Genomic DNA, 19,378 nt, shown 5'->3' with positions numbered 1-19,378 from the left:
GCTCTGAGCTGTTCTAGATATTGTTAAAAACCGTCATTAATGCACCTCATAGCAGAGGAAACTGCTGTATTCCCCATTCCCTATTCCCCATTCCCCATTCCCTATTCCCTATTCCCCATTCCCCATTCCCCATTCCCTATTCCCCATTCCCTATTCCCTATTCCCCATTCCCCATTCCCCATTCCCTATTCCCCAGCACTTTGCGCGATAAGATGGGGAACTTTAGAGCGGGAGCGATAGAGTAAGAGATGGACTGAGGGAATATAGTACAAGGCGAGTAGGGTTGCACCGCCTAATCCTCCGGCGATCGCGATCGCTAAGGGCGGCCAAAATCCAGTAGGATCGAGTAACAGGGGTATGAATCCCACTATGGTGGTTAAGGTGGTGGCAATCACATGGCGTGTGGCTTTGAAGACGACTGAAACCGTGGCTTTACGGTTACCATAGCGAGCCTCTGGGTGTTCTCTCAAAGCGGCTAAAACGACGATCGAATCGTTAATTGCAAGACCAATTAATCCTAATGTGCCTAAAATTGCGGTAAATCCAAATAGGGCATTAAATGCCCAGAGTGCAGATAGGGCTAATCCTACCGCAGCGATCGCCACGGTTCCAATGACGAGGGCTAACCGAAAGGAATTAAAGGATAATATCAGGGTGGCTGACATCAGAATTGCCAAAACGCCTACTGTCGAGAATAAATTGGCGATCGCCGTTCCCCGTGCATCGGCTTCTCCTCCATAGCTGATTCGATACCCAGGGGGAAGTTGAAAGTTAATCTCCTTCAGATGGTTTTCAAATCGCTGTAACACAGTATCAGGTAAGGCTCCAGCCGTAATAAACCCTTGCACTGTGTTAATCCGTTCTCCATTGTAACGGGCAATCGTAGCTATATCCGGCACAAAGTCCACCCTCGCCAAACTATCTAGAGGAAGGGTTTCGCCAGTTTGAGGAGCCACCAAATTCAACGCCGACACCCGATCCAGATTTCCTCTAGTGTTATTGGCTACCCGCACCCGTACCGGAATATCCTCCGTTGCTTCCAGAATCGAACCGCCAACAGAACCCTGCAAACTGCTATCGAGTTGTTGGGCGATCGCCTGATTATCCAACCCTACCCGACGGGCTTGCACTTCATCGACGATTAGCGCCAATTTGGGTAAGGCTTCCGTTAAATCTGCACTGGTATGAATCACATCCTCAATTTGGCTTAACTCCGCCCGCAATTGATTCCCCAACCGTCTCAACTCCCCTAAATCTGAGCCATACAAGCGCAACTCGATCGGCGCATCAAAGGGCGGTCCCTGTTCCAATTGTTTCACGAGTACCTGTGCTTCTGGAAATGTGGCATCGAGATCCTGTTGCAACTGTTGAATCGTCTGCCGTAAATTGTCCGTCGAGTTTAACTGTACAATCCCTTGGGCATACTGGGGCGCATTTTCCCGATTGGCAACCACATTATAGAAAAAAGTTGGGGCACTTTTACCGAGAAACCATTGCACCTCATCAATTTGAGGATAGGTCAAAATTAAATCTCGCGCTCTCAGAATTTGCCTCTGGGTTTCGGCGATCGCCGTTTGCGAAGATAATTCAAACTCAATATGGAACTGATTGCGGTTCGTCGGGGGAAAAAATTGTTGCTCTAAGGTGGGAAACTGGGAAAAGCCCCAAATCGGCAAAATCAAGGCTAAACCAATGGTTAACCAAGGGAAGCGAAACAGTTGATTTAAGGTCATAGTATAAACCTTATCTAACCATCGATTGCTAAACCCATATTGCAACCAACCCCAGTTTTGGGGCAGAGGTTGCCAATAGTGCAACCGCCCCACCAAGGTTACGATCGCTGTTAAAGATAAAAAGAGAGAACTAATAATCGCTAAAATTACGGTTGTGCCGATCGCGCCAATAAACTCCCCTGTCCCCCCTGGGGAAGTCGCGATCGGTACAAACGCTAACACGGTTGTTAAGGTAGAAGCCAGCAGGGGAATAAACAAATGGCTCACCGTTTCTTGCACAGCTTTACCGGGTGCTTTTCCTTCCTGCAAACGGATCTGTACCTCATCTACTACCACAATCGCATTATCAATCAGCAACCCCAAGGCAATGATAATCCCAGTAACGGACATTTGATGCAAGGGAATCTCTAAAATCTTCATGCACCCAAACACCATTAATGTCGCCAGGGGTAAAGCTGAACCGACAATTAATGCTGATTTCCAACCCAAGATCGCCAGAGAGACAAGAATAACCAGAGAAGAACCGAGAATCAAGTTACGGATCACACCATCTAGGCGCTGTTGCACGTATTTACTTTGATCCAAAATAGTCACCAAACCAATGCCATCGGATAGGTTATCCTGATAACGTTGTAACTGAGCTAGAGCATCTTCTGTCCAAAGATCGACGCGATAATCTGATTCCACTTTTGCCGCCACAGAAACTCCAGGATAACCATTAATGATCGCTAATTCTGTGGGGGGATCTTCTAATCCTTTGGTCAATTGGGCAAGATCTCCAAGTCGGGTAATTTGCCCTTGATTGCCCAATTGAATGGGAATTTGTCGAATCCGTTCTAAGGAATCTAATTCACTGTCAACTTCAAATAGTAACTCCGTTTCACTGCTGCGAAATTGCCCGGCTGAAACCTTCGCGTCACTAGCTAGAATTTGTTGGGCTAATTCTTGAGCAGTTAAACCCAATTGTGCCAAGTCTACTGCATTAACATCAACCTGAATTTCTTCTTCTGCCACACCGAAAATATCCACTGTATCCGTTCCCGGAATAGTTCGTAATTTGTCTTCTAGTCCTTCAGCTAGGCGACGTAAGATCGTGTAATTCGGCTCACTGTCAATTTCCCAGGTTAATCCCACAATTAAAGCATTTGCAGAAGGATCTCCCTCTTGATATTCCGGATCGCTTGCGCCTGGAGGTAATTCGACCGAAACATCCTCTAGTTTACTGCGCACTTTTGACCAAACTGGATCGACCTCAGTAATTCTTTCTTTTAGTTCAATCTGAATAAATGATAAACCGGTGGTTGATGTAGATTCCAAAAGGTCAATTTCTTCGAGTTCCAGTAATTCTTGCTCTATTTTGTCGGTTACTAAAGATTCAACTCTTTGGGGTGTAGCTCCGGGTAAGAAAGTGGTCACCGCTCCAAATCGTTGAACAAGTTGTGGGTCTTCCATTCGCGGTAAGGTGAGGAAGGAAGAAATCCCCCAAACAATGATGAGGATTAAGGAGAGGATGAGGAGTTGTTTATTGCGATAAAAAATCATGGAGAATAGGGAATAGGGAATAGGTAATAGGTAATAGGGAATAGGTAATAGGGAATAGGGCATAGGGAATAGGGCATAGGGCATAGGGCAATTACCGATTACCCATTGTTAATTCTTAATTGATACTCACTTTTTGTCCGGAGACGATGCGGTGGGTTCCGCTGGTGATAATTCGATCGCCGCTTTGCAGGGTTCCGCGAACGAGGGTGCGATCGCCTTCCGTATGCAGAACTTCGATATCTCGACGAGCTACCCTGTAAATATTATTTCCTTGCGATTCGCCAAGGACGTAAATTGACCATAATCCGCGATCGCCAGGCAGCAGGGCAGTGGAAGGAATCCAAAAGCCTTGTATAGCTTGAGTTTCATTCCAGAGTAATTGGGCAGTTTCGCCTACTCTGAGGTCAAAATTAGGGGAAAATTCAAGAACCGCAGTAGCTGTGCGACTGGCGCTATCGAGTTCTGGGAGTAGGGTGGTGAGGGTGCCACGATAGGATTGGTTGGCGACTTGAATGGGATAGTTTGCACCAATTCTGAGTTCATTGGCGGTGTTGCTGGGAACCCCAATGCGCGCTTCTAAGCTACCTTGTTCGATCAGTGCGATCGCTGGAGTTCCAGGACTAACTACACTTCCTTCGTCCATGAAGCGATCGCTCACTCGTCCATTAAAGGGAGCGCGAATCACGCTTTTACTCACCTCTACCTCTAAACTTTGCAAACTGGCTTCCAACTGTTGCACTCGCGCCACTTGAGCCGCTATTGTTTCTTTCCGAGTTCCCGCTAACAGAGCATCTAGATCGCTTTGCGCTTGATTGAGGCGATAGCTTAAAGCTGAAGCATTAGACTCTTCTAAATCAAAATCTTCCCGGGAAATTGCCCCTTCTAAATAGAGTTCTCTACGTCGTTCGGTTTTACGTTGAGCGAGGGACAGTTGTTGTTCGATTTCGGACACAGCAGCGCGGGCAGCAGCAATATCTTCCGCTCGCGCACCGTTGCGAAGTTCTTGCAGAGTAGCGCTGGCTTCAGCTTTTTGGGCGAGGAGTTGTTGACGCTCGGCTTCTAGGGTACGGATATCTAACTCGGCTATTTCTTGACCTGCACTGATGCGATCGCCCTCATCAACAAACAGGTTAATCACCGTTCCCGATCGCTCAAAACCCAATTCACTCCGGCGACGGGCGACAATTTCACCGGTATAACTTCGTTGAATCGTATAGCTGGAAATCAGTTCTGCACTTTCGGTTTGTACAGGTAGCGATGGTTTTTCTTCAATGATCGGTTCTGCTTGGCTGACTGGAGAACGATTTAAGAGCGATCGCCCTAAAAACACCCCCAAAGGCAAGATTAACAAGACGATTAACCATCGCCACCGCTTGGGTGGTGGGCGATCTACTGTGGCGATACCATCCTCAGAATCCTGATTGTGTTCAGCCGTTATTAATACAACTGACTCTGATAAGCTCTTCGATGAATCGGAAAAATCAGCACTCATGTTCGCCTCCCATCTTTTTCTGTACAACAAAGTGATATTCAACTTGTTGCTTATCCTCTTTCAGGTTATACTCAACTTATTGAATATGTCAATGAGAAATTTATGGCCCTTGCTCATACGATTTTGACCGTGCTTTCCTATGCTCCTCAGAGTGGTTACGACATCAGTAAACACTTTGACGAGCAAGTGAGCTGTTTTTGGAAAGCCAGTCAACAGCAAATTTATCGGGAACTGAGCAAAATGGAGGATCGAGGCTGGGTTAATTATGAAACTATTATCCAACCTGGAAAACCGGATAAGAAAGTGTATCACCTCACGGCTGAAGGGAAAGCGCAGTTATGGCGCTGGTTTGCCGAACCCACGACTCCAACCCCTGTTCGAGAAGATTTACTGGTGAAGGTGTTAGCCGGACCTTATGGCGATCGCCAATTACTTATCCGTGAAATTAAGCATCGTAGGGAAATTCACGAGCTTCAATTAAAACATTATTTAGAAAAAGAAATCCTCTATCAGGATTGCCAGAATCCTTCTGTTGGCGATCGCTTCCGCTATCTTACCCTACGCCGCGGTATCCGTTACGAGCGAGAATGGGTGGAATGGTGCGATGAAGTCATGGAGTTTCTGGAACAAATGATAGAAGATTATAATTAACACAATCTATTCTCTAGAGTGGTATTTTGTAGTTACTGAATGACAAGCATATACAAGATCTTCATAAATCAGGAAGAAATTGGAACTTCCCTTCTTGAATCAGGCGATCCTCCGATGGGTGTTGCATCTGGTCTAATTCGATTGAATAACATTTCTATTCGAGCGCTCGAATCAATGCTGCTTCAGATAGAATCAACCCAATCAATTGATGGTGTAATAAACTGTCATGAACCTGGGGTGGTAAAGGTAATTCATCCAGACGGTTTTGAATTATCAGGGCAGGGATCGGTGATTGAAAACTTCCTAGAACTTGAAGAGTGCCATGTTACAATTCTCGGAATTCACCATGAAATGTATGAAAAGCTATTCCTACATCACATTGAAAAATACCGAAATAATTTCAAATACATATTTCTATCCCAACGATTTCAGACTCTACAGCACGACAAGATTTAGGGAGTCTGGCGATTAATTAAGTGCAGGCTCATAGGGAAATGATATGAGCATCAGACTCCCTTTTTTTTCTAAACTAAATGGCGCTGTACGGCTTGCACCAAGTTGTCTGTCCAATGGAGAGCCAAATTATCTTGAATCGCTTCCACCATTACCCGAACGACAGGTTCAGTACCGGAGGCTCGAACCAGGATGCGTCCTTGGTTTCCGAGAGCTTCAGTTGCGTGGGCGATCGCCTCTTGCAGGGGTTGGCACGTATGCCAATTTAAACGAGTATGGCGGTCTTCTACCCGCACATTTTTGAGGAGTTGGGGATAGGGTTGGAAGCTTTGGTTGACCAAGTCAGTGAGGCTCGTTCCCGACTGACGGACAATGGCGGATAGGTGCAGGGCGGTTTGTAGACCATCTCCGGTTAAACTGTAATGGTGGCAAAGAATATGACCGGATTGTTCGCCACCGAGCATGGCCCCACTTTTTACCATTTCCGCATGAACATGCTGATCTCCCACAGCAGTCCGCACGAGTTTACCCCCCAGTTTTGCCCAAGCATTTTCAAAGCCTAAATTCGCCATCACGGTGGAGATAATGGTTTGGTTGGGGAGTTTTTGGGCATGATGCAGAGTACATCCCCAGAGATAGAGAATATAATCACCGTCTACCGGTCTGCCCTCGGAGTCTACGGCAATGACTCGGTCAGCATCCCCATCAAAGGCAAATCCCAGGTCAGCGTTATGTTCTTGCACGGCTGCTTGCAGGGAAGCCAGATGAGTTGAACCACAGTTAACATTAATGCGATCGCCGTCTGCTCGGTTGTGTAAACAGATCACCTCTGCTCCCAAATCCTCAAATACCCCAGGCGCAACGGGAACCGCAGCCCCCCACGCTAAATCTAAAACGACCCGCATTCCCTGTAAATTCAGGGTGTTGACCAACGGTTGATGTAAAGCGGTTGCATACTGTTTGAGCAATTCAGGGCGATGATAATGTTGTCCCCAGTGAGGGGTGCTGGTATGCGGGTGTGATTGTCCTCTGAGCGCCGCCTCAATGTGTCCCTGAACCGTTTGAGATAATTTTGTACCATCTGAGCCAAAAAACTTAATACCGTTGTCTTCGGGGGGATTATGGCTGGCTGAGATCATGATACCGGCGATCGCCTCTGTCTCTGCCGTCAGATAGGCAACACAAGGAGTCGGACACAATCCAACATTCCAGACCTCTAGCCCCGCTGCCGTCAATCCAGCGGACAGGGACATGGCCAACATATCACTAGAATTCCGTGAATCTTGGCCTAAAATCACAATGCCAGAACCGATCCCTTGAGGACGCAAAACTTGTCCCGCCCAAAATCCCAACTGAAGTGCAAAGGGAGCATTGAGCAAGTCCCCAGCTTTTCCCCGAATGCCATCCGTCCCAAATAGGCGAGAAGGAGGTAAATTGAGCGGGTTCCAGAGGGGATTGAGGGGTGAAATTTCTGGACTACTGGCGATCGGCGTTTGAGGTTTAGATAAAGATTGAACCATTTTTAAGAACACTCCACACAACACACTATCATTGGAGAATATCATAGGCGCTTTTGCTCTACTTATGGGTCATGGATAACCAGTAATCGTAAAAGCGCTTTTTCTACCTGGTTTAGGTTTGCCCTATTCTCTCACGCTCCCTAACCCAGGGCTAGATACTTAGTTTTTTTCTTCACTGGCAGACGGAAAAATCCGGATTGAGCGAGTCCAGAGCCTGATTTTTTTGACTAATTCGATTCTATGGGTCACCTGCTAAAGGGGTAAGCGAGTTGTGAAGGGCAGACAAAAGTGCGATCGCCAAAATCAATTGGTAAATTAGGGATGAACCATCAAAAAAGCCACACTACCCATCCATAGGAGTCATAACCGATGATCCGCAAGCTCAAATTAGTACTATTTACCCTAGCGATTTCTGGGTTGGGCATTCCGGTCGTTGCTTTCCCCCTGCTGCGATCGTCAGTAGGAGATGCAGGAATTGAGGCTCAAAACTTGCATGATTTACCTTATAACTTAACGGGGAAAAAAATCGCCATTGGTCAAGTGGAAATCGGTCGTCCTGGGATGTTTGGAATTGATAAGAAAATTGACTCAAATCAGCCCATCACCCCCATGCGGGTATTTTTTCGAGATGCCTTTGCCGAACACAATAAGCATGTTGACCCCCATGCCCAAAATGTAGCCAGTGTGATGATTAGCTCGAATAAACAGTATCCTGGAGTAGCTCCGGATGCGCGGCTGTATTCCACGGCTGTCGGTTCTTTACGACGCAGCGGCCAAGCAGAGGAATGCCTCGCTTCTCAACATCTGGCGATGCAAAATAGTGGGGATTTGCGGGCAATTAATTTTAGTTTTGGAGAATCTTTGAATCAAGACCCCCGGCCGAATCCTCTACTCGATGGGAATGCACTGTTGACCCAATGTATTGATTGGTCTGCACGGGTGCATAATGTGTTTTATGTGATTGCCGGGAATCAGGGTCGAGGAGGAATTTCCATTCCTACGGATACCTACAATGGCGTGACGGTGGCATTCTCGAAGCTTTACAACGATCGCTATTCTAAAATTGATTTTGCCAATATTGGCGATCCAAGTTTGGGCAATCCCAGTCAGATTATTGGCTACGAAACCAATACCAATAATCGGCGCTCCATTGGTTTGGTTGCTCCAGGTCATCAGGTTCCTTTAATTAATTTAGATGGTACAGTGGGGTATTCGAGTGGCACGAGTTTTGCGGCTCCCCATGCAACGGCGACGGTAGCATTATTACAAGAATATGGCGATCGCCAATTGGCTCAGGTAAAAGCCGATCCCTTAAAATCCGAGCTTAGTCCCCCATGGACAATCCACGCTCGTCAGCAAGAGGTCATGAAAGCCGTATTACTCAATAGTGCCGATAAGATTCAAGATTTGGGCAATGGCTTCAATCTGGGTATGTCACGCACCTTGTACGATCAACAGCATCACTCTTGGCTCACTTCAGAAGCCTATTCTGATGCCCGCATTCCCCTGGATATTCAAATGGGAGCAGGTCATTTAAATGCCAGTCGTGCTTATGAACAGTTTAGTGCCGGTCAGTGGACTCCAGAGAATCCAGTTCCGGCGATCGGTTGGAATTATGACCAAATTGAGAACGCTGGCAGTTATCAAGATTATATTTTGCAAGAACCCTTACAGCAGGGGAGTATGCTCAGTGTTACCCTCGCTTGGAATCGTTTAGTAGAACTTCAAGACCAGAATCAAAATGAGGCGTATGATATAGGAGAAACCTTTGAAGACCGGGGACTCAATAATTTAGATGTATTTCTGATGCCCGCTGATTCTACAGATGTGCGCGATAGCATTGGATCTTCGATAAGTGATGTTGATAGTGTGGAACATCTATTTTATCGCATTCCCCACGCAGGCAAGTATAAAATTCGTGTCTACTATCGTCAGCAAGTGAATGAGGCAGAGCAACCCTATGCGATCGCCTGGTGGACAACACCAGTTAAAAACTAAGTCAATCATCATAGGGTGGGCAGGGCAAGATGGCTCATTCTCCTGCCCACCAACAACCCAGACCCATTTTTGATTTTTAATTGATATGACTTCCCTGGCTCCCCCTAGAGAATTAATTCACTTGTCCGGTATTAGTTGGCAGACTTACGATCGCTTACTGCAAGAATTGAGCGATCGCCGTTTACGCCTAACATACTATCACGGCAGATTGCAAATCATGGCTCCTTCCCCCGAACATGAACGGTACAAACGAGTTATCGGTAGGTTTGTAGAAACTCTAGCTGAAGAGTTAACCCTGAACATCGAACCCCTGGGTTCAATCACCTTAAAACACCCAGATGTTAGTGGTGCAGAACCAGATGAGTGCTTTTATATCCAAAACTTAAGCGCTATCGAAGGGAAAACTTGGATTGATTTGGCGATCGATCCTCCTCCAGATTTAGTCATCGAAATTGACATCACCAGCAGTTCCATAAACCGTCTACTCATTTATGCTCAATTAGGAGTCTCCGAGATTTGGCGCTATGATGGTGAGTCCTTTGAGATTTATGTATTGAGCGATCGCCAGTATCAGTTAGCCCAAGAAAGTTTAGCTTTTCCTGGTATTGAGATAACTCAAATCAGCCAATTTTTAGCCCAAGTGGGTAACCAAGCATATTTAGACATTATCCAAGATTTCCGCCGTTGGATTCAACGCCAACTCGGTTAGAATTACAGCACTTTCTTCTGCTATGATGTACCTTTCGATCCCCTAAATCTCGCTTTTTCTGGCTGTCGCCAACTCAAAAAAGTGGGGTTGGGCGATCTCTTGTAGCCGAAATTGCTGTCTCTATTGTGCAATTGGGGTAATCAATGAAAATTATACAATCTTTGCATACCGCTATTTTAGTGTCAGACTTAGACAAAGCCGAACACTTTTATAGTAGCGTTCTCGGTTTAACCAAAATCGATCGGCAACTGAAATTTCCCGGTATTTGGTATCAGATTGGACACTATCAACTGCACTTAATGATGCAGCCTGACGTAGAAATTACTCGATGGAATCCGGAAAAATGGGGGCGCAATGCCCATATTGCCTTTGAAATTGATTCCCTAGAGGAAGTAAAGCAACAATTAATCGCCTATGGGTGTAACTTTAAACTGAGTTCATCCGGACGATCCGCCCTATTTACCCAAGATCCAGATGGCAATATTCTAGAGTTACAACAAATTTCGCGATCGTCCTGGGATGGAGAGATAGGGAGATAAGGAGGATGAAGACGACACGGGGAAGGAAACAATCCTGCTGTAGCTGAGGGGGTATTCCCCTACTCCTTTACAGGGTTTTATTAAGTAAAACTTAACTTACAGCACAAAGCGCTGTATCTTGAATTCTCTCAGATTCTTCCTCAATATGATGATCGCGCCCCTACCAATTATGCAATCGATTCTTTCCCAATTGCCTTCAGAAGCCCGGCAATGGACTGAAGGCTTGTCTTGGCAACAGAGAAGATACGTATTGTCTCTGTGTCATCTATTACTGTCTGCCCCATCAGAAGTGCAAGCCGAATTTTTGGATGAATATACGGCTGATGGTATTGTCGCTAAATTAGTTCAAGATCAAAAAACTAAAGAAAAAGTTGAACATTATTTACAGATCTTTCAAATTCCTAGGGTTTTGAATGAAAAACAATTAAGGATTTATATCCGGCAATTTTATATTCATTCTGCTCATGATTTACGATGTGAACCGCAAATATTTCTCGAATCTGTATTGCAACTGGTTGTCGATCCACAGGAAAAGAAGAATGTATTCACTTACACTCTTGGATTTGAACTTTTGTTGATGATGTTTCGCATGAGTTGGCTACAACATGAACGACTTTATTTAATGCAAATCAATCAAGAGTGGTTTCTTCAGACGTATATTAAACCGATTCAATATACCCATAAAATCAACCATATTATTACGCCCAAAGATGAGCGTCTATTTTTTGCCAAGCGGAACTTTTTTGTCCAAAAGCCAGAAGTTTCGGATAAGAAAGCGTGGGAGTTGGTTATGGCGACATTTAAGACTGAAACAGTAACTAACTTAGGGTTTTCTGTCATTCGTCATCACAATGCTTTTATCTTTGACTCCGATTATATTTTTAGTGAAGAAGAAGAAATAGAAACTCCTTTAATGTCGGCTGTATCTCTAAGAGAAAGCCGTAGCTTGTAAACCCGACCAAACTTTGCCTTTCGCTACCTTAAATAATTCTGGATGTTGGGATTGACGTTGCAGCCAAATGGGAGAAAAACCGGCTTCAATTGCACCCAGATAATCGTCTTCGTAACTATCGCCAATATGCCAAGCTTGATGGGGTTTATAACCATGTTTAGCGAGGGCAGTATGGAAAATTTTGGAGTTCGGTTTAGCTACACTAACTTCTGTAGAAATGGTAATTGATTGAAAGAAATGCTGTAGACCTAGAGCATTGAGAACCTTATGTAAACGAGAATCAAAGTTAGAAATCACCCCCAATTCAATATTTTGATTTTTCCAGCTTAAGAGGGCAATTTTCACATCCGGATAAACAAACCAGGGATAGAAGGTAGAGAAATAATGATAGAGTTCATTGAAAAACCGATCGAAATCAGTAAACTGATCTATGACCTCAGATTGTTCAAAGGTAGCAAAGGCGATCGCCTTCCACCAGTCGAACTCATGGGACTGTAGCTCTTGACGATCGATGTCTGGAAAGGCGGCTGGTGGAGCTTTTTTAAAACTCTCGAAAAACGTGTGATCGATCAGATCGGCAGAAACTTGAACTCCAAATCCTTGTGCGAATTGGCTATAAATTTCTCCTACACTGCCGCGTACTCCAAAGAGCGTACCCACAGCATCTAAAAAGATAACCTTTGGTTTTGACATAGTGATGCCTTTGATGATCTAATTTAACATTATCTCTTGTAAGGGTTGGGTAAGCCAGTTAAAGGCGACTTTTAATTGATGGTTGAGGGTGGGCAGACGATAGAGATAAACAAGACGACGGGCAATATGGGCCAGGGGGCCATCGAGCTGAAGTCCTAAACCCGTTAAGGTGGCATTATCGATACCGAGAGCCATCATTTCACCGAGGTGAGAATAGCGGACTGGGAGCAGGGGCCGATCGCATAAAGAGGCCCATATATTCCAGGCACAATAATCTGCCTGTTGAATGGCTGCTTGGGCAGTTTTTGGTAAGACTTGACCCTCAGCATCGCAACAGTCGGAAAGGTCGCCAAGAATGAAATAATGGGGATAATCGATCGCCTGTAGGGTGGCTGTCGTGGTAATCTGGCCGCGAGGATTCTTTTTCAGCTCTAGACCTTGGATACTCGGCGGAATTTGGGTTCCTACTGTCCACAACACTATATTGACGGGAATCGTATCTTCCTGACCTTTATACAATAGGGAGATGGAATCAGGGGCGATCGCTTGAATGGTGGTTTCTAAATCAATCCACACTCCTTTTTGTTTGAGGGCGGCTTCGGCTGCTTTGCGGTTAAACTCTGGAGAGTTGGCTAAAATGCAGTCCCCTTTTTCGATTAAACGAATGCGCCCGCGCTCACCCAAGCGATCGGCTAATTTACAAGCTAATTCTACGCCACTGTAGCCCCCGCCTGCGATCGCCACCCGAATGACCTCTTCTTCCGATGCGATCGAGGTTCCCAAACAGGCTTCTAGGCGATAGACATCTTCGAGTGTCCGAAAGGGAATGGCATATTCCTGACATCCAGGAACCCAAGTTAGGGGGGTTTCTCCGCCCAACGCTAACACGATGCGATCGCCGTGCAGAACCTGTCCTGAGTCTAGGGTAACGTCTTGAGTCTCCAAATTAATTTGACTGACCTCTGCTTGGATAAATCTGACTCCAGTATCGGCTAACAGCTCTGCATAAGGGGGAGCAATTTCCCAAGTCTGCATTTCACCCGTAATCAATTCATACAATAGGGGCATAAACAAAAATCGGTCTTGGCGATCGATCAAAACGATCTCTGGTTTTTCCTGTCCCTCCCAAGACAACTCACTCAAACGTAGGGCAGTATACAACCCGCCAAAACCACCACCGAGGATACAAATGCGTGTAGATCGTTGTGACATAACAGAAGACTCGGACATCTACAAGAGAACTTCTTACAGGATACAGTGCTTCGCGCTAGAGAATAGAGCATATAGGTTGCAATACATCGGTGCATGAGAATTAGACTGTATTACAACTGATTTTCTGCCCACTGACGCAAGAAGTCTAACTTACATTATAGATAATGCGCATGTTGTAGGGGCTTTCTGGCCAGAAAGTCCCTACAGGAAATTGAGCTTATGCTAGGCTGGCGATCGCCTTGTCTACCTCAGTAACTGCCCGATCGACTTCCTCCGCAGACACAATTAACGGAGGCACAAAGCGCACTACTTTCGGCCCTGCGGGAACCAATAAAACGCCTTGTTCCATGGCTGTTTTGACAATTTCGATCGAGGTTAAAGGACTTTCTGCTTGCAGTTCCATGCCGTTAATTAACCCCCATCCGCGCACCTCAGCAATGAGCTGGGGATATTTAGCGGCGATCGCCCTTAAGCCTTTCCGCAGTTGCTCGCCCCGCTCTTGCACATTTTGAATTAACCGCTCTTGCTCCAGGGTTTGGCAGACAGTCAGCGCTGCGGCACAAGCAAAGGGGTTACCGCCAAACGTGCTGGCATGGTTTCCAGGTTCAAACACATCGCAGAACTGCTTACAGAGCAGAGCACCAATGGGAATACCGCCAGCCAACCCCTTGGCTAAGGTAAAGATATCTGGTTCAATACCCAAATTCTCATATCCCCAGAGTTTCCCCGTACGTCCCATTCCCACTTGCACCTCATCCAGAATCAGCAAAATTCCGGTCCGATCGCACAACTGGCGCAAGCGCAGGAAATACTCCAATTCTCCAGGACGCACCCCTCCTTCACCTTGCAAGGGTTCAAGTAAAATGGCAGCTACACGCCGTTCTGGGGCATCCAGGGAGGCGATCGCTTCTTTTACGGCTTCAAAATCGTTATAGGGCACATAGGCAAATCCAGGAACCAGAGGACTAAACCCTTTTTGATATTTGGCTTGACCGGTTGCGGTAACAGTAGCTAGGGTGCGACCATGAAAACTCGCTTTTGCCGTCAGGATAATCGGGTCTTCAATCTGCAATACTGTATGGGCATATTTGCGGGCTAATTTAATCGCACCTTCATTGGCTTCCGCACCAGAATTACAGAAAAAAGCGCGATCGGCACAAGAATGTTCGACTAACCATTGGGCTAATGCCCCTTGTTCTTCAATATAGTACAGATTCGATACATGGTGCAGCTTGCTAATCTGTTGTACGACTGTTTCCACTAAAGCGGGATGAGCATGACCGAGGGTACAGGTGGCAATTCCCGCCACAAAGTCTAAATACTCTCGACCTTGAGTATCCCAAACCAGGCAACCTTTTCCTTGTTTTAGGGCGATCGGAAACCGCCCATAAGTAGACATTACATACTGATTAAACTCTGATGGATCATAAGCTTTTTCTGAAACTGGGGGGGCATCAGTCGGGGTTAAAGTTTCTGGACTCACAGTTAGTTCCTCTAAATCAAAAAGAGACAGCATTATCAAGGGATTTGCAGTAACTTCAGTGCCCTAAAGTTAATCCCAAACATTCCATGGTAGCCTTGAAATTAAGTAATCTCTAGTTTTTGTCAATACTTCTTGACAATCAATTGTTAATTTTTGTTAAGAGGTGAGGAAAAAGGTGTTCTTGTGCTAAAGTGTCTCAAGATCCAGAATACAATTGCAACTCCATAGCGAAGCTATCCTATAGTTATCATTGTATTATTGGCTCTTCTAATGGGGATCGAAAATTAAATCAAAACGTTTTTCCAGTGCATCAGGAATCAGTTGAGTTTATGAAATATTCCATTGAACAGAAGAATGGTGCTGACATTGCAATTATTGGTATGGCTTGTCGGTTTCCTGGAGCTGATGACTACAATCAATATTGGGAAAATCTGGAAAAAGGAGTCAATAGCATAAGTGAAATTCCGTTCCAAAGGTGGGACCTAAAAAAGCATTATTCTCCTATTCCTAACCAACCGAATAAGACAATCAGTAAGTGGGGCGGATTAGTTGAAGGGATAGATGAGTTTGATGCCCAGTTTTTTAGCATCTCTCCCCGAGAAGCAAGAAAAGTAGACCCACAACATAGAATAATGTTGGAATTGAGCTGGTCTTGTATCGAAGATGCAGGGTACTCACTCTCTCAAGTTTCAGGAAAAGATATCGGTGTTTTTATCGGGGCGTGCAACTATGACTCTATTCTGTTGATGAACCAAAATCAAGAGAATGTAGAAGGTCATAGTGGAACAGGCACTTGGACTTGTATGATTCCCAACCGGATCTCTTCATTTTTTAACCTACATGGTCCAAGTATTCCGATAGATACAGCCTGTTCAAGCTCACTGGTTGCTCTTCATTACGCCCTGAAATCTCTCAAAGAATCAGAATGTGACATGGCATTAGTCGGTGGACTGAGCGTGTTATTTACTTCAACAACCTACATCCAGATGAGTCAATTGGGCATGTTATCGCCCACAGGACAATGTAGAACCTTTAGTAGTGATGCAGATGGTTATGTTAGGGGAGAAGGAGCTGGAGTCGTTTTATTAAAACCTCTCACCAAAGCTATAGAAGATGGCGATCGCATTTATGGTGTCATTCAAGGAAGTTCGATTAATCACGGAGGACAAGCCAGAACGATCACATCTCCCAATGTCTATGCCCAAGCCCAAGTCATTCGTTCCGCCTATAGCAAAGCCAATATTTCTCCCAATACAGTATCTTACATAGAATCTCATGGAACGGGAACACCATTGGGAGACCCGATAGAAATTAATGCCCTGAAAAGAGCCTACAGACAACTTTATCAGCAGTATGGAATTGAAAAAACGGAGAAATCCTACTGTGGGATAGGAGCAGTCAAAAGCAATATTGGGCATTTAGAAGGAGCAGCAGGAATTGCGGGATTAATCAAAGTTCTATTAGCAATGAAGCACAAAAAACTGCCCCGCATAGTGAACTTCAAAGCCTTAAATCCACGCATTAACCTTAAAGATACTCCATTCTATATGCTAGAGGAAAATCAAGAGTGGAAGCGATTAAAAAATGAATCGGGAGAAGAGATTCCGAGACGTGCAGGTTTAAGCTCTTTTGGGATCGGTGGCGTTAATGCTCATGTTGTATTGGAAGAATACCGAGAAACAGTCAAAGTTGATAGCAATCTCGAACGTCCAAAACAGATTTTAGCCTTATCAGCGCAGACAGATCCAGCCCTGAGAGAGCTGGCAACAAAATACCAAACTTATTTAGCATTCAACCCTGAAGAATCACTACAAAATATCTGCTTCAGTGCCAATACGGGGCGGACACATTTTGCCGAAAGATTAGCCATAGTAGCAGAGTCAAACAGCGATCTACAGCAAAAAATAGCCGATTTCCTTCAGAATCATGAAAGAACTGGCGTGGTAAGAGGAAAAGCAGAAAGCCAAGAGAAAGAGATTGCTTTTCTGTTTACTGGGCAAGGGTCTCAATATGTGGATATGGGACGACAGTTATATGAGACTCAACCCCGATTTCGGGAAAGTTTAGACCAATGCAATGAAATCCTAAAAGAATATCTAGAAATTCCTCTATTAGAAGTTATCTATTCTCAGTCAAATGCTTCTTTATTAGATCAAACTGCTTATACGCAACCCGCTTTATTTTCTCTAGAATACGCCCTAGCTAAATTATGGGAATCTTGGGGGATTAAACCCAATGCAGTTATGGGACATAGTGTGGGAGAATATGTGGCAGCTTGTGTAGCAGAAGTTTTCAGTTTAGAAGAGGGTCTAAAATTAATCGCCATGCGGGGAAGACTGATGCAACAGTTGCCTTCGGGTGGAGAAATGGTGTCTTTGTTAGCATCAGAATCTCAAGTCAGAGAAGCGATCGCACAATCGAACTCCCAAGTAACAATAGCCGCCATAAATGGGCCAGAAAGTATAGTGATTTCCGGGGAGAGTGCGGCGATCGCAACCCTCTGTCGTCAATTAGAAACAGAAGGAGTTAAAACCAAGCCACTACAAGTATCCCATGCTTTTCATTCGCCCCTAATGGAACCCATGTTACCTGAGTTTGAAGCAGTGGCTCGGGAAGTCACCTATAGTCAGCCTCAAATACCCCTCATTTCTAATGTCACTGGTGAAAAAATAGGTGCAGAAATTGCTACTCCTGACTATTGGGTTCGTCATATCCGACAACCTGTAAGATTTGCTCAAAGTATGAAAACGCTCAGGGAAGAAGGTTATCAGATATTCTTGGAAATTGGGCCCAAACCCGTATTATTAGGGATGGGTCGTCAATGTATACCAGAAGATATCGGTATTTGGTTACCCTCCCTACGTCCTGGGGTAGATGAATGGCAACAGATCCTCTCAAGTTTGGGGACGTTGTATGTACAAGGTGCTAAAGTCGATTGGTCAGGTTTTGATCGAGACTATTCTCATCAGAAAATAGAATTGCCCACTTATCCATTTCAGCGAGAAAGATATTGGGTAGAACCGCCTAGAAATCAAGAGCAGAATAACAGGAATACGAATCCAAGTTTAAATTTAGCTCTTGAACGACTAGATCGACAAGCCGATCTAGTCGTTCAAGAACTGAATTCATTTGAAGAATTGACAGCAGAAGAACAGATAGTATTGCCTAAGCTGTTAAAGCTTTTAAAAACCTGGAATCATAAAACTCTGCAAAATCAACGCGATATCGTAGGGGACTATTATGATGAATTGGCTTCTTTTATGGATGAAGAAGCCATTTTGAACTATATTCCTTTGCCAGGAATTATCAAAGGATTCTCATGGGTTCTATTTGCCAAATTAAAAACACAAGGAAAATATCAGGAATTAGCATCAACAGCCCAGCAAGAAATCAGAAATATAGGTTGGCAGAAAGTGGACTTTTCTGCTTGTCAGAAAGTTCTAGATATCGGTTGTGGCCATGGTACAGATTTAATGGCTTTAGGTCAGAAGTATAATCACTTAGAACTTTGTGGCTATACCATATCAGATCGACAAGTAGAATTGGGAAACAAAAAAATCAATCAATTAAACCTGGAACAGAGAATTAAAATTCTGAATGGAGATAGTTCCCAAGATGAGTTTCCAGACCATTACGATCTGATCTATGGATTTGAAGTCATTTGTCACATCAAAAAGAAAGAAGAACTATTTTGGAATATCCGGAATCACTTAAATCATGAAGGTCATTTCGTTATATCGGATTTCATCTCCAACGCCTCATTTAATATCGATTATGATGCTCACTCATCCTATCTTATCACTCAACCAGAATGGCTAGATTTACTCTCGAAAAGTCATCTGAAAATCATACAATATGTAGATATTAGTCAGGAAATTGCTAATGGTCTACACGATCCAAATTTTACAGAGAATCTCAACTATGTTTGTAAGAAAAGTAATTTAAACGAAAACGCCAGAATAGGGCTGCAATCCTATGACAATCTTTACAAGATGTTGCGTAAGCAGCTCGTCAGCTACGTCGTAATCACAGCCCAAAAACAAGACCACTTATCAGTAGAGGAAATTTACCAGTGGAACCAAGAAATTCTACACAATCCCCTACATTACTCTGAGGTTTCACTACAAAAACTGTTCTATACAATAGAATGGCAAAAAGCCAGCCCTAAGCAGCAGCAGAGAAAAACACTACAACCAGGAACTTGGCTCGTATTCAGCGATAGAGAGGGTGTCGGTGAAAAACTACACAACCTCTTAGAGCAAAGAGGCGATCGCACTTTCATGGTATTTATCGGGGAAACCTACCAGCATACAGAAACCGGAAGTGTGGAGCTAAACCCATCGAATCCAGAAGACTTGGAGCGTTTTTGCCAAGAGATAAAGACAACTATTGGAGAAAATC

The 19,378-nt window shown here is 44.6% G+C and carries 13 protein-coding genes; 7 read left to right on the top strand and 6 right to left on the bottom strand.

Annotated features, from left to right (window positions below; all coding sequences use genetic code 11):
* Positions 1-39: 39 nt before the first annotated feature.
* Positions 40-240, top strand: a complete 201-nt coding sequence (locus J7545_RS09060) for a hypothetical protein (RefSeq protein WP_318719477.1) — start codon at positions 40-42, stop codon at positions 238-240.
* Here the strand turns inward: J7545_RS09060 and J7545_RS09055 are convergent.
* Together J7545_RS09055 and J7545_RS09050 are read right to left on the bottom strand one after the other, a co-directional pair.
* Positions 186-3,338 (bottom strand): efflux RND transporter permease subunit, encoded by a 3,153-nt coding sequence (locus J7545_RS09055; protein ID WP_318719476.1) that lies wholly within the window; start codon positions 3,336-3,338, stop codon positions 186-188. The two genes, J7545_RS09060 and J7545_RS09055, sit on opposite strands and share 55 nt — an antisense overlap.
* Before the next feature lie 52 nt (positions 3,339-3,390).
* Positions 3,391-4,767 carry an efflux RND transporter periplasmic adaptor subunit gene (locus J7545_RS09050; protein ID WP_318702177.1) on the bottom strand — a complete coding sequence of 459 codons (1,377 nt, stop codon included), beginning with the start codon at positions 4,765-4,767 and terminating at the stop codon, positions 3,391-3,393.
* A 102-nt stretch (positions 4,768-4,869) separates the two neighbouring features.
* Here J7545_RS09050 and J7545_RS09045 point away from each other — a divergent pair, with 102 nt between their 5' ends.
* Positions 4,870-5,418: a PadR family transcriptional regulator gene (locus J7545_RS09045; protein ID WP_318702176.1), complete on the top strand. Its 549-nt coding sequence runs from the start codon at positions 4,870-4,872 to the stop codon at positions 5,416-5,418.
* 524 nt (positions 5,419-5,942) lie between these two features.
* Here the strand turns inward: J7545_RS09045 and glmM are convergent.
* The gene (gene glmM, locus J7545_RS09040; RefSeq protein WP_318702175.1) at positions 5,943-7,391 is read right to left on the bottom strand and encodes a phosphoglucosamine mutase; all 1,449 of its coding nucleotides are present in this window, start codon (positions 7,389-7,391) and stop codon (positions 5,943-5,945) included.
* A gap of 369 nt (positions 7,392-7,760) precedes the next feature.
* On the opposite strand from glmM, the gene J7545_RS09035 reads away from it, so the two are divergent.
* The 4 genes from J7545_RS09035 to J7545_RS09020 all read left to right on the top strand — a co-directional run bounded on the left by J7545_RS09035 (position 7,761) and on the right by J7545_RS09020 (position 11,589).
* Positions 7,761-9,389, top strand: coding sequence for a S8 family serine peptidase (locus tag J7545_RS09035; protein ID WP_318702174.1), 1,629 nt, complete (start codon positions 7,761-7,763; stop codon positions 9,387-9,389).
* An 85-nt stretch (positions 9,390-9,474) separates the two neighbouring features.
* Positions 9,475-10,098: a Uma2 family endonuclease gene (locus tag J7545_RS09030; protein WP_318702173.1), complete on the top strand. Its 624-nt coding sequence runs from the start codon at positions 9,475-9,477 to the stop codon at positions 10,096-10,098.
* Between the two features lie 143 nt (positions 10,099-10,241).
* Positions 10,242-10,637: a VOC family protein gene (locus tag J7545_RS09025; protein WP_318702172.1), complete on the top strand. Its 396-nt coding sequence runs from the start codon at positions 10,242-10,244 to the stop codon at positions 10,635-10,637.
* Positions 10,638-10,806: 169 nt separating this feature from the next.
* A complete protein-coding gene (locus J7545_RS09020) occupies positions 10,807-11,589 on the top strand; it encodes a hypothetical protein (protein ID WP_318719475.1) in 783 nt (260 codons plus the stop codon).
* Here J7545_RS09020 and J7545_RS09015 read toward each other — a convergent pair.
* From J7545_RS09015 to J7545_RS09005, 3 genes are all read right to left on the bottom strand, one after another.
* Complete coding sequence (locus J7545_RS09015; RefSeq protein ID WP_271939369.1) at positions 11,566-12,282, bottom strand: HAD-IA family hydrolase; 717 nt, start codon at positions 12,280-12,282, stop codon at positions 11,566-11,568. The genes J7545_RS09020 and J7545_RS09015 overlap by 24 nt on opposite strands.
* Before the next feature lie 18 nt (positions 12,283-12,300).
* On the bottom strand, positions 12,301-13,494 hold the full coding sequence (locus tag J7545_RS09010; RefSeq protein WP_318702170.1) for an NAD(P)/FAD-dependent oxidoreductase: 1,194 nt from the start codon (positions 13,492-13,494) through the stop codon (positions 12,301-12,303).
* 217 nt (positions 13,495-13,711) lie between these two features.
* Complete coding sequence (locus J7545_RS09005) at positions 13,712-14,977, bottom strand: aspartate aminotransferase family protein (protein WP_318719474.1); 1,266 nt, start codon at positions 14,975-14,977, stop codon at positions 13,712-13,714.
* 329 nt (positions 14,978-15,306) lie between these two features.
* Here J7545_RS09005 and J7545_RS09000 point away from each other — a divergent pair.
* The coding region (locus tag J7545_RS09000) for a beta-ketoacyl synthase N-terminal-like domain-containing protein (protein WP_318719473.1) at positions 15,307-19,378 on the top strand (4,072 nt) is incomplete at its 3' end.

The organism is Roseofilum sp. SBFL (assembly GCF_017746885.1).
Lineage (GTDB): Bacteria > Cyanobacteriota > Cyanobacteriia > Cyanobacteriales > Desertifilaceae > Roseofilum.
This window is presented reverse-complemented; position numbering and strand designations above follow the sequence as displayed.

Bases quoted from the DNA above. Each gene is read 5' to 3' on its own strand.
- J7545_RS09045 (WP_318702176.1), top strand. From the start codon at position 4,870: ATGGCCCTTGCTCATACGATTTTGACCGTGCTTTCCTATGCTCCTCAG.
- J7545_RS09010 (WP_318702170.1), bottom strand. From the start codon at position 13,494: ATGTCACAACGATCTACACGCATTTGTATCCTCGGTGGTGGTTTTGGC.
- J7545_RS09020 (WP_318719475.1), top strand. From the start codon at position 10,807: ATGCAATCGATTCTTTCCCAATTGCCTTCAGAAGCCCGGCAATGGACT.
- J7545_RS09060 (WP_318719477.1), top strand. From the start codon at position 40: ATGCACCTCATAGCAGAGGAAACTGCTGTATTCCCCATTCCCTATTCC.
- J7545_RS09035 (WP_318702174.1), top strand. From the start codon at position 7,761: ATGATCCGCAAGCTCAAATTAGTACTATTTACCCTAGCGATTTCTGGG.
- J7545_RS09025 (WP_318702172.1), top strand. From the start codon at position 10,242: ATGAAAATTATACAATCTTTGCATACCGCTATTTTAGTGTCAGACTTA.
- glmM (WP_318702175.1), bottom strand. From the start codon at position 7,391: ATGGTTCAATCTTTATCTAAACCTCAAACGCCGATCGCCAGTAGTCCA.
- J7545_RS09050 (WP_318702177.1), bottom strand. From the start codon at position 4,767: ATGAGTGCTGATTTTTCCGATTCATCGAAGAGCTTATCAGAGTCAGTT.
- J7545_RS09015 (WP_271939369.1), bottom strand. From the start codon at position 12,282: ATGTCAAAACCAAAGGTTATCTTTTTAGATGCTGTGGGTACGCTCTTT.
- J7545_RS09030 (WP_318702173.1), top strand. From the start codon at position 9,475: ATGACTTCCCTGGCTCCCCCTAGAGAATTAATTCACTTGTCCGGTATT.
- J7545_RS09055 (WP_318719476.1), bottom strand. From the start codon at position 3,338: ATGCCCTATTCCCTATTACCTATTCCCTATTACCTATTACCTATTCCC.